The organism is Massilia sp. YIM B02443, from assembly GCF_030411955.1.
In the GTDB taxonomy this organism is placed as follows: domain Bacteria; phylum Pseudomonadota; class Gammaproteobacteria; order Burkholderiales; family Burkholderiaceae_D; genus Telluria.
Genome location: NZ_JASNRA010000047.1, coordinates 1 through 9,745, shown reverse-complemented (window position 1 = coordinate 9,745; position 9,745 = coordinate 1). Strand labels below are relative to the sequence as shown.

Sequence of the window (9,745 nt, the reverse complement as noted above, 5' to 3'; positions counted from 1 at the left end):
CCCAAGCTGGTCTTCACCTCTATTGGCAGTAGCTAACCACCAATATGAGCAAGATACAAGGGTTGGCCTCGGCGGCCCCGCGCTCCGCCGCCGACGCGGTCAGCCAGTGCGAGCTCATAACAATGCATGCTGGTGCTGGACGCGTCGGCGGCATAGCGCGGGGCCGCCGAGGCCAACCCTACACACCGCATCCGTAACGGGTAGGGTGGACGGCTCCGCCGTCCACCCGTCCAGCGACCGGTTGTGCCGCCCGTACACACGATCCTCGTTCGGAGCATCGTCCGCACGATCCGGCTCGCGTGCGTCAACCATTCCTCTCCGTGACCCGTTGAGCTTACATTCCCCCGCCCGCGCCTGATAAAGCTGAGCCAACTGGCCCAAACAAGCATACCCATGTAGACTGTCGGGCAAGCATTTTTCACGGTAATCAGCTCTTTATGCCCTTTAATATCCCGATTCTCCTGACCTGGTTACGCGTCGCCCTGATTCCCCTGGTTGTCGGCCTGTTCTACCTGCCCACCGACTGGATGACCCTGCCGGAACGCAACCTGGCCGCCACCGTGGTCTTCATCGTGGCCGCCGTCACCGACTGGTTCGACGGCTTCCTGGCCCGGCGCTGGAACGAGACCTCGGCCTTCGGCGCCTTCCTCGACCCGGTGGCCGACAAGCTGATGGTGGCCGGCGCGCTGCTGGTGCTGGTCCAGCTCGACCGCGTCGACGCCATCGTGGCGGGCATCATCATCGGCCGCGAGATCACCATCTCGGCCCTGCGCGAATGGATGGCCCAGATCGGCGCCACCAAGTCGGTGGCGGTCAGCTCGCTCGGCAAGATCAAGACCGCGGCCCAGATGACCGCGATCCCGATGCTGCTGTTCCATGACAAGCTGTTCGGCCTGGACATTCACTTCTGGGGCGAATACCTGCTGTGGGTGGCCGGCGTGCTGACCGTGTGGTCGATGTTCTACTACCTGCGCCGGGCCTGGCCCCTGATCAAGGAAAAGGTGCCGAGTTAATTTGTTTCGTTGGCATCCTTGACGTACAGAATAGAATCTCTATAATGCCTGCCTGTTGCGACAACAACGCAACAGATTGAAAGACGAAGCGGGAGTAGCTCAGTTGGTAGAGCGCAACCTTGCCAAGGTTGAGGTCGAGAGTTCGAGACTCTTCTCCCGCTCCAAAGATTGCAAAGCTGTAAAGCGATCTTGGAAAAACGTCAAAAGTCTGTCATAATCGTTGTTCTGTACGCGGGAGTAGCTCAGTTGGTAGAGCGCAACCTTGCCAAGGTTGAGGTCGAGAGTTCGAGACTCTTCTCCCGCTCCAAAGATTGCAAAGCTGTAAAGCGATCTTGGAAAAACGTCAAAAGTCTGTCATAATCGTTGTTCTCTAAGCGGGAGTAGCTCAGTTGGTAGAGCGCAACCTTGCCAAGGTTGAGGTCGAGAGTTCGAGACTCTTCTCCCGCTCCAGTTCTTGCATATAGTGGTAACACTCCTAAGCGGGAGTAGCTCAGTTGGTAGAGCGCAACCTTGCCAAGGTTGAGGTCGAGAGTTCGAGACTCTTCTCCCGCTCCAGTTTCTACTGGGGCAGCATGCAGTAAATGGTAGTTTGGCGCAGTACGTTGTAAGACTCCAAGCGGGAGTAGCTCAGTTGGTAGAGCGCAACCTTGCCAAGGTTGAGGTCGTGAGTTCGAGTCTCTTCTCCCGCTCCAGTTCTTGGATATAGTGGTAACACTCCTAAGCGGGAGTAGCTCAGTGGGTAGAGCGCAACCTTGCCAAGGTTGAGGTCGTGAGTTCGAGTCTCTTCTCCCGCTCCAGTTCTTGGATATAGTGGTAACACTCCTAAGCGGGAGTAGCTCAGTGGGTAGAGCGCAACCTTGCCAAGGTTGAGGTCGAGAGTTCGAGACTCTTCTCCCGCTCCAGTTCTTGCATATAGTGGTAACACTCCTAAGCGGGAGTAGCTCAGTTGGTAGAGCGCAACCTTGCCAAGGTTGAGGTCGAGAGTTCGAGACTCTTCTCCCGCTCCAGAATTCAGGAAGAATTCTTCTTCCCTTGTTGATGTGCTTCATAACCGTTCACATCAGTCAAGCGCACCATACCCTCTGGCGAGGTAGCAAAGCGGTTATGCAGCGGCCTGCAAAGCCGTCTAGACGGGTTCGACTCCCGTCCTCGCCTCCAGATCCTCATAGTACGGGCCCCATTGGGGCCCGTTTGCATTGGGTTCAACACCACACGCCAGGTGTGGTGCACCACACCTGATAACGGCCAAATGGCCTTCGCTTGGCCGTTTACATTTCGACGCCAGGTTCTATGATCTATGCATCATGGCGACCATCATTAAGCGTCCGTACGGGTTCCAGCTAAGGGTCACCCACAAGCTTCTACCGAAGCCGCTGTACCATACCTTCGACGACTACGAAACCGCTGAGCGATACGGGAAGCAGCTGGAAGCGCTGCTGGCGCAGGGGATTGTGCCGGCAGCACTCTTGGAGAAGAAGAGCTCAAAGGGAGAGACTTGGACACTCCAAAGGTGCGTTGCCGAGTACCTGCGCCATAATTCTGTTCCCCTGTCCGACCGGAAGCTTCTGGACACACTGCTTCCTGGTGTCGCTCTGATATCCACTAGCATGCTGAACTATGAATGGGCCGAGGCATGGGTTAGGCAGATGAAGCGCGACCAGCACCTGGCGCCGTCGACCATCAGGCACAGGCATGGCGCGCTTGCTAGGTGCCTGGACTGGATGATACGTAAGCATCCAGACATCATGGTGGCTAACCCGCTTCGGCTCTTGAAACGAGGATTCTCGACATATACGGACGGGGACGCGGAAGTACTTGCGAAGGCCGGCAAGCTGCCGCGCTATGATGAGCAGCGCGATCGACGGCTTCATGAAGGCGAGGAAGACTGCATTCTCGAGAAACTATCGGACTTGCCTGACGAAAGAATGCTTTTCCAGCTGGCGTTGAATACAGCTATGCGGCTCAGGGAGTGCTATACGCTCGAGCTGTCCCAAATTGCCCTGCAAAAAAAGACAATTACGCTGGAGCGAACGAAAAATGGCGACAATAGGCAGGTGCCACTCCCTAGTACGTTGATCCCGCTATTGTTGAACTACACGTCGGAAAAGAGCCTAGATATCCAGCAGCGGAATCGCATAATTTTTCCGTATTGGCCCGGCGATCGGGATGAGCGAGTTCTTGATAAGGTTACTGCTGAATTATCTGCCAAGTTTTCTGCAATTTTTAGCGCGGCTGGAAGTCCGGATTTACACTTCCACGATTTGCGTCATGAAGCTACATGTAGGCTTTTCGAAAGAACCGCATTGTCGGATACCCTAATCGCCAAGATAACTGGACACCGGGACCCTCGCATGTTGAAACGGTATGCGAGCCTTCGTGGAAGCGATCTCGCCTCTCAACTGTGGTAGTGCGTCGCAGACGGCAACCCAGGCAGCAGTGGTGGGGCGCGACGGCGAGTGCGAGTCTTCAGTACCGCAACTGGCTGCGTAGTATCGTTTTCCTTGCAAAGGACTTCGCTTCCACTTTCTCTCATGGCGCGACGCGCCTCCGTTTCGGCGGCAATGCGCCTGCGAAGAAAATCGAGCACGTCTTCTCTGAGAAAAATCCAGCCCTTACCGATTTGTGCTCCAGGTAATTCACCTTTTCGAGCCAACTGCGAAATGGTTTCGGTCTTGGCGCCTAAATAAGCGGCGGCAGTTTGAAGGTCCATCGTTTCAAATGTCGTCATGGCAGAAATCTATTCAGATTGTTATAGGTGAGAATATCTGCAATAAGATATGGCCGCTCGGGGAGTCATTTAATTTAGCGACATGAGTGACTTTATCTTTTTAGAGATGACACTGCAACCGCGCTTCGGAGGTTTTTTGTTTACGCTCAGGCCGCAGTGAGGGCGCGTTCTCGGCTGAAAAATTTTGGCGGTAGGGAAGTTGACACTGCGATACGGCATTTCTAAGGCGAATCGCCCATGCAACGAAATGGAAAAATTCGATCATGAGATTGCGAAAAAGATAATTTTCAGCGTACATCGGGGGTGAGCTTCATAGAATCATTGCTGTGCTCAAACGCATGGACATCTCCCGCTCGCTACTCACCAGTTTTAAGCGCCTCCGAACTTCTGTTAAAATACTGTATAAATATACAGTCTCTGGTGGTATATGGAGGTTCAAGTAGTGAAGATGAGGAAAGCTGGAGTCGAGATTGACCGGCGCATGCTGGGTCAAGCTGTCGGCCAGCGTGGCGTTTTGCTGATCGTTGACGTCACCGATCAAGGGCTACGGCGACCCTGCAAGGTTGCGCGGCTTCTTCAGGATGGTTCGGTAAGGTCTGAACTGTCCGACGTACATATCGTCTGGCTCAACGAGAGGCGGATGACGCTGACAGGGTTCGAGCGCGGGGTGAGTGACGCAGGGCAAGTTGCCGACTATGCGCAGTCGTGGCTGATCACCTTCATTGAGCCACCTTCGGCGCATGACGCCAGGCGGCGATGAATCCTACTGCTCCACTATATGGGTTTCGGTTTTTAGAGCGCCCGGACTGAGCTTGTGTACGTCCGCTGACGACCCGAAGCAGCCGTTCAAAACTTATGCGCACTGTCGGGTGAATTCAGGCTCAGCTTACCAGGCCGATGATGGAAGTTCATCGCCTTGGACCGGTCTCAGACTGGCGGGTCAGGCCGCTCGGCCACTACACCGGGTGGCGCCGCGAGCCGCACGGTGTAGTGGCCGCCGACTTCTTTATTGAGCTGCAGCCCAGGGTAGGCCCTCAGCATATTTAGAAGCCCGGAGTAGCCATGCGCTGCGGGGCTGAAGCTAGGGTCCGTCCGCTTCAAATAGACACCCAACGCGCCAAGGTGTACCCAGCCTTCGAGAGCGGTGCCAGCGCGCAGGCCGATGGCCTGGGCGATGGAATCCGGAAGCGCTTGGACTACGGCGTCGGCGTTCTGGTCGGCTGCAGGTGCCTCCGTCCGCTGCGGGCTGTCCGATTGCGCCGCCGGCTCCGCTGTACGCTGGGGTACTGGCGCCCACTCGAAAAAGTGGTCGCTTGCATTGCGCAGCGCAGCCGGGGTCTTCGCTTCGCCGACGACACATACCATGGCGCCGCGTTCACGCAGTTTGCGGGATAGGTAGGCGAAGTCGGAATCGCTGGTCACTAGGTAGAACACGTCGGCGCGCTAGTCGAACATGGCTTCCAACGCATCGAGCGCGAGGGCGATGTCGGCCGTGTTCTTGCCCGCCGTGTACTGGTATTGCAAATGCGGCGTGAAGGCTTGCTGTACCAGGGCGTCCTGCCAGCGGTGGCCGAGCGTCGCATGGTTGCCGTAACCGCGCCGCAGCACCACGCGGTCGAACTGCGCCACCAGTCGCAGCGCGTAGTCGAGTATCGCCGGCATCGTGTTGTCGCAGTCGACCAGCACCGCGACCCGCGCGTCGGGATAGGGTGGCTGGCTCTGGCCGGTCGCGCCAGGCATGCGACGCAGCGCGTGCCGGCCCGCGCTCACGACAGCACCGCACTGGTTGGCCCGAGCACCGTGACCCGGAGCGTGCCGTCGAGCTGGAACCGACGCTGGAACCAGGTCGCCAGCTCGGCTTTGCCGTAGATGCGCGGCGTCTGGTTCAGTTGGTTGGCCTTGCGGTCGAGCAGGGCGTGCAGGTGCGCACGCTCGTCGCCGCAATACAGGTCCATCCGCGCCCCGTGGCTGCCGAACGCGCTGGAAAAGGCGACCGGCACGTTGAAGAAGCCGCGTTCATAGTAGGTCTTCCCGAGCTTGACCGTGAACGTGATCTCCGTGGACGGCGCCAACAGCGCGGCGCGCGGCGTCGCCACTGCCGGCGGGGGAACGCCCGCCATGACGGTGGCCGCTGAGGCTGCGCTCGGGGCCGGGACCGGCACACCTTCCGGCATCGCTGCCGCATCCTTGCCAGCTGCTGGGAGCGCGTCGGCCACCGCGACATGGCGCCGGACCGCTTCGGCGCTGCCCGCTCCGTTCCAGGGCGGCGCCAGCAGCGCGATGATGCTGTCCTCCAGCCCGGCTGCCATGTTCAGGTCGAACGGGCCGATGCGATGCAGGCCGGGGTCGATCCATCCCAGGATGCGTACCGCTCGCCCGCCATCGAGCAGTTCCAGCAGGCCCGTTCGGTTACGGACATTGGTACGTTGGGTGGCGTGCGGCGCGACGTAGGCATTCAGCCGGCTATTCAGCGAGCCGGACGTCTTGCCAACATAGAGGATAGTGTTGTCGACGACAAACGCGTAGAGGGCGCGCCGATGCGGCGGCAGCGCCTGGAGCTGCAAGCGCAGCCGGCCTGCCTCGGAAATCCAGTGGCCAATTTCACGGAATCCAATCTGCAGTAAGCGATCCATTTTTTTCTTGTAAGGAGGCGCGTGCTATGCCGGCACACCGGCCGGATGCGGCAAGCACGCGAAATTGCAATTCAGACAGTATGCCGGTGATCTAGCGGCAGCGCCAGCCCGGGGCTTTGGAATGCCGCGCCCCAGCAGGCCAGCAGTCCTGATCAGGTCGCCCGCTTGTTCGAACCGCAGGTTGACGGCGCCGCGCGCTACCGGATGGGCCAACTGCAGGTAGGAGGTGACCGTGCCATCCCGGTGGTGCTGGTCGACGAAACGTTCGCAAGAAAGCGGGCCAGCGCCTGCGATCGCATCCCAGTACTCGGCGAAGCCCAGTCCGTAGAACACCACCACCCGGGGTCGGTGGACGGCGATCAGGCGGCGCAGCGCTGGGACACGCAGCTGCGCCATGTGCTTTTCGTATCGGTACGGCGACGCGAGACAAGGCAGGCTGCTCCAGCGCGCGTACCGCCAGTCGCGGCGCGACGGCTTCGGCAGCGGAAGCAGCTCGAGCAGCGCGAGGTTGCCGCCGCTGCGCCCCAGCTGGGCGATCTGGTAGGCGCGCACGTGCTCGATGTCGACCGGCGTGTCGGAGCGCGCGCGCAGCGCGAGCCGGATCAACGCCCGCCAGGTCGACTGCGTCGGTGCGCCGGGCGCGAACCAGCGGCCCTGTCCGAAGCGATGATGGTGATCGGCCAAATCGAGGCAAGGGGTGCGGTGCGCCGCCCAGGACGCGATCCGGCGCTGCACTTCCAGCAGGTCGCGCGCGCCACCTTCCTCCATCCCGATCAGCCACAATGGCGCGTCCAGGTTGCCATAGCCGAAAAATCCGGACAGGTAGGACTCAAGGGTACGGGCGTCCAGCTCGGTACGATCGGACGGCGTATTGGTCGACGCGACCTGGCGCGGCTTCCCGGCGCGCGGCCGTGGCACCGTCATTGGCGGGACCCGGGGGCGGCGCAATAGGCGCGACGCCTCCGCGTCGTGCTGGCGCAGGCGCGCGGCCCTTCCTGCTGCTCGACACCAGGTCGGACAGGGCCGGCGCTCACGCCGGATCGTGGGGCAGACGCTGGCGGGCAGATTGATGAGCTGAGATGAGCATCCATTATCGACGGCGGTTTCGTTAGGTGCTATTAGTCCGATCCGTACAGCGGGCGTTTCCCCCGCACTGCGCTCACCGAGCGCAGCGTGCGGGTGGACCGAACATGAATACCGACGCTCTAAGGACGCCAGCACAGTATCAGCTGCAACTGCATTTGCAAGCGCTCTCCCACTGCTGGCCGAGACAACAACATGGACAATGTCGACGAGGCTGGCGGGTCTCGTTCGCGAGCTCAGCCACGAAGGTCTATGCCATAAACTACTACATGTAATATCGGTCCGCCCAGTCGGTCGAATGACCGCGATCAACGCAGAATTCGTACATTCCGGCGAAGTTATGGATGTTCAGCCTTGTAAGCTCCGAATGGATATCGGAAAAGACTATGACACCATTGTCCACATTTGTAGCTTGGTTAGGGGCGGTGACAACGCTGTCCACATGCGCAAACTCCACATCCGACTGGGACTGGAACGGAATGCAGGTAAACTCACATGAGATAATCGCATATCGCTGAATACGTTGTCGTTTTAGCTGGCTGCGTAGATTTTCGATGTTTTGCGTGAATGCCGTACGAAGATCATGGAAAATGGTAAGAGAATTTAATGCGAAATAGAGCGCTCTAACGTATTTGAGGTAATGATTTGCCTTTCCCGCAGTCGTATATATGCGCGCCTCAACCAAGCTCAAAAAGTCCGCTCCAGCGATACAGAGATCGCCATCTAACTCATAGGGTTTGGAGGGAGACACGTAGCCATTGATGCCATGCTGCCACATATAATTGTCCGCACCGGAACTGCCAGTTCGAAGCAATCTGTTCAACAGCGAAATCTTGACGAAAATTTGCCCACTTTGGTTCACTATGAACGCTGCGTTAAAGGCGTTTTTTATCTGCGTTAGCGTTGGTGGGTGCAAACCATTGAGTAGGGCGTTGTTAAAGTCGACTATTTGCGTGTGCATATCAACGTCAAGATCGCTCAAGGAATATACCCGCGTAGAGGGAAGATATTGTGTCATTAAAGCTTCCCGCCCGAAACTCGATAGAACACTGCGTTTATATCCGCGCAAATTTCATCACAGCTCAACCCGCTCGCAGAATCCTCATTTGTGTCCGAATGGAACATGGAAAGGTATACTTTTCTCAATTCCCTAGCCTTTTCCACATCAAGCTGATGGACCCGCTTAATTCCTAGTCTGATATCAAATTCGGGGTGGTTCAGCTTGAAGTAAAACGCTATCTCGTGTTCTTTACTTTTGAAATACCGGGTGTTGTCGCTTTCCTGTAAGAGGTCATCTTTGGAAGGCCGTTTTCCACTGCTTTTTGATGTTGGAACTGTCATTTTCAGGTCTCGTAGATTATCCAAAGCTTGCCGAGGAATGCCGTCACCAACGTGATGCCTCGCGTCTAGTCGAACTCAGGATAGAAGCAAGAATAACAGATTTTTTACAGACGCAACTTTGACCGAATAGAATAGCGCGCCAGTCCGCTTCGTTTTTCACGGTTGGCCGGGGGCGTACTTTGTCCTTGTGCGGAAAACACGTTGACCGCGTAGAAATATGGGTCATCTGGTTCCACGTTTGACATGCCTACACGGCGTGCTCGCTTCCAGATAGCCGCCTCCTGCTCGGGTGACACGAGTTGTAATGGCTCTTGAGGACGGCCATCGACTCCACTTAGGCCTAGCGAATACGGAGCCAGGGGCAGTCCCAACAACAGCAAACTTGTGGTGCAAGTCAATACGGCTATAGAGCGGTGAATACGGTACATACAGCCCTAACTCGATGCGCTGCTGACGTTTTCCGAGCGACCGCTGGTCGCTGATCTGGGCCGGTCGCGAAAGGCGGCTTCTGGCCGAACTCGGCCGTTCAACCGCATGCGGTTCTCCTCATGGTAACGTTACAAGATCAGGAACGGCCCATTAAGTCTTCGAGACTTCGACGACCAATAAATCAAGGATCTTGTATGCCGATTCAAGTACCTCTTCATTGGCCTGGTCAAACGGCGAAAGCGTGCCGTGGACAATTAGATTACGGACACCGTAGAGAAGTTCTATGAAGCCGTGATAAAGGCTTGCGTTTGTGCCCTCAGCGACGACGCGGAGCATCCTTGCCGTGATGTCGATGTTCATACACTCCTGTTCGATCATGCCAGCGACGAAGCTGTGCTCATGCAGGGCGACCGGTGGCGCCGGGTACATTAGGCTACCTGTCATAGTGATGCCCAAGCTACGCAAGACGTCCTGCAGTGGTAATCCCCCCACAAAAAGAGCGCGATCAGAAGTAGAAT

At 57.5% G+C, this 9,745-nt stretch carries 8 protein-coding genes, 9 tRNA genes and 1 pseudogene; 12 read left to right on the top strand and 6 right to left on the bottom strand.

Going from position 1 to position 9,745, the window contains the following annotated elements; all coding sequences use genetic code 11:
• Positions 1 to 437 precede the first annotated feature (437 nt).
• The 11 genes from pgsA to QPK27_RS24735 all read left to right on the top strand — a co-directional run bounded on the left by pgsA (position 438) and on the right by QPK27_RS24735 (position 3,421).
• Positions 438 to 1,013, top strand: coding sequence for a CDP-diacylglycerol--glycerol-3-phosphate 3-phosphatidyltransferase (gene pgsA, locus QPK27_RS24785; RefSeq protein WP_290420824.1), 576 nt, complete (start codon positions 438 to 440; stop codon positions 1,011 to 1,013).
• Positions 1,014 to 1,101: 88 nt separating this feature from the next.
• Positions 1,102 to 1,177: transfer RNA gene (locus QPK27_RS24780), tRNA-Gly, on the top strand.
• A gap of 67 nt (positions 1,178 to 1,244) precedes the next feature.
• Positions 1,245 to 1,320, top strand: a tRNA-Gly gene (locus QPK27_RS24775).
• 67 nt (positions 1,321 to 1,387) lie between these two features.
• Positions 1,388 to 1,463, top strand: a tRNA-Gly gene (locus tag QPK27_RS24770).
• Positions 1,464 to 1,492: 29 nt separating this feature from the next.
• A tRNA-Gly gene (locus tag QPK27_RS24765) sits at positions 1,493 to 1,568 on the top strand.
• 61 nt (positions 1,569 to 1,629) lie between these two features.
• A tRNA-Gly gene (locus QPK27_RS24760) sits at positions 1,630 to 1,705 on the top strand.
• 29 nt (positions 1,706 to 1,734) lie between these two features.
• Positions 1,735 to 1,810: transfer RNA gene (locus QPK27_RS24755), tRNA-Gly, on the top strand.
• A 29-nt stretch (positions 1,811 to 1,839) separates the two neighbouring features.
• Positions 1,840 to 1,915: transfer RNA gene (locus tag QPK27_RS24750), tRNA-Gly, on the top strand.
• A 29-nt stretch (positions 1,916 to 1,944) separates the two neighbouring features.
• Positions 1,945 to 2,020, top strand: a tRNA-Gly gene (locus QPK27_RS24745).
• A gap of 77 nt (positions 2,021 to 2,097) precedes the next feature.
• Positions 2,098 to 2,171: transfer RNA gene (locus QPK27_RS24740), tRNA-Cys, on the top strand.
• Positions 2,172 to 2,317: 146 nt separating this feature from the next.
• A complete protein-coding gene (locus QPK27_RS24735; RefSeq protein WP_290420823.1) occupies positions 2,318 to 3,421 on the top strand; it encodes a site-specific integrase in 1,104 nt (367 codons plus the stop codon).
• Here QPK27_RS24735 and QPK27_RS24730 read toward each other — a convergent pair.
• Positions 3,409 to 3,741: a helix-turn-helix domain-containing protein gene (locus QPK27_RS24730; protein WP_290420822.1), complete on the bottom strand. Its 333-nt coding sequence runs from the start codon at positions 3,739 to 3,741 to the stop codon at positions 3,409 to 3,411. The genes QPK27_RS24735 and QPK27_RS24730 overlap by 13 nt on opposite strands.
• Before the next feature lie 427 nt (positions 3,742 to 4,168).
• Between QPK27_RS24730 and QPK27_RS24725 the strand changes: the two genes are divergently transcribed.
• Positions 4,169 to 4,501 carry a hypothetical protein gene (locus QPK27_RS24725; protein ID WP_290420821.1) on the top strand — a complete coding sequence of 111 codons (333 nt, stop codon included), beginning with the start codon at positions 4,169 to 4,171 and terminating at the stop codon, positions 4,499 to 4,501.
• 167 nt (positions 4,502 to 4,668) lie between these two features.
• Here QPK27_RS24725 and QPK27_RS25570 read toward each other — a convergent pair.
• From QPK27_RS25570 to QPK27_RS24700, 5 genes and pseudogenes are all read right to left on the bottom strand, one after another.
• Positions 4,669 to 5,481: pseudogene (locus QPK27_RS25570) on the bottom strand (NYN domain-containing protein).
• Between the two features lie 26 nt (positions 5,482 to 5,507).
• Complete coding sequence (locus QPK27_RS24715; protein WP_290420820.1) at positions 5,508 to 6,374, bottom strand: GIY-YIG nuclease family protein; 867 nt, start codon at positions 6,372 to 6,374, stop codon at positions 5,508 to 5,510.
• A gap of 24 nt (positions 6,375 to 6,398) precedes the next feature.
• Positions 6,399 to 7,298, bottom strand: a complete 900-nt coding sequence (locus tag QPK27_RS24710) for a hypothetical protein (RefSeq protein WP_290420819.1) — start codon at positions 7,296 to 7,298, stop codon at positions 6,399 to 6,401.
• Between the two features lie 424 nt (positions 7,299 to 7,722).
• Positions 7,723 to 8,439 carry a hypothetical protein gene (locus QPK27_RS24705; RefSeq protein ID WP_290420818.1) on the bottom strand — a complete coding sequence of 239 codons (717 nt, stop codon included), beginning with the start codon at positions 8,437 to 8,439 and terminating at the stop codon, positions 7,723 to 7,725.
• A 938-nt stretch (positions 8,440 to 9,377) separates the two neighbouring features.
• The coding region (locus QPK27_RS24700) for a hypothetical protein (protein ID WP_290420817.1) at positions 9,378 to 9,745 on the bottom strand (368 nt) is incomplete at its 5' end.

Excerpts from the sequence above, each read along its gene's own strand:
- pgsA (WP_290420824.1), top strand. The coding sequence starts at position 438 with ATGCCCTTTAATATCCCGATTCTCCTGACCTGGTTACGCGTCGCCCTG.
- QPK27_RS24710 (WP_290420819.1), bottom strand. The coding sequence starts at position 7,298 with ATGACGGTGCCACGGCCGCGCGCCGGGAAGCCGCGCCAGGTCGCGTCG.
- QPK27_RS24725 (WP_290420821.1), top strand. The coding sequence starts at position 4,169 with ATGGAGGTTCAAGTAGTGAAGATGAGGAAAGCTGGAGTCGAGATTGAC.
- QPK27_RS24735 (WP_290420823.1), top strand. The coding sequence starts at position 2,318 with ATGGCGACCATCATTAAGCGTCCGTACGGGTTCCAGCTAAGGGTCACC.
- QPK27_RS24730 (WP_290420822.1), bottom strand. The coding sequence starts at position 3,741 with ATGACGACATTTGAAACGATGGACCTTCAAACTGCCGCCGCTTATTTA.
- QPK27_RS24715 (WP_290420820.1), bottom strand. The coding sequence starts at position 6,374 with ATGGATCGCTTACTGCAGATTGGATTCCGTGAAATTGGCCACTGGATT.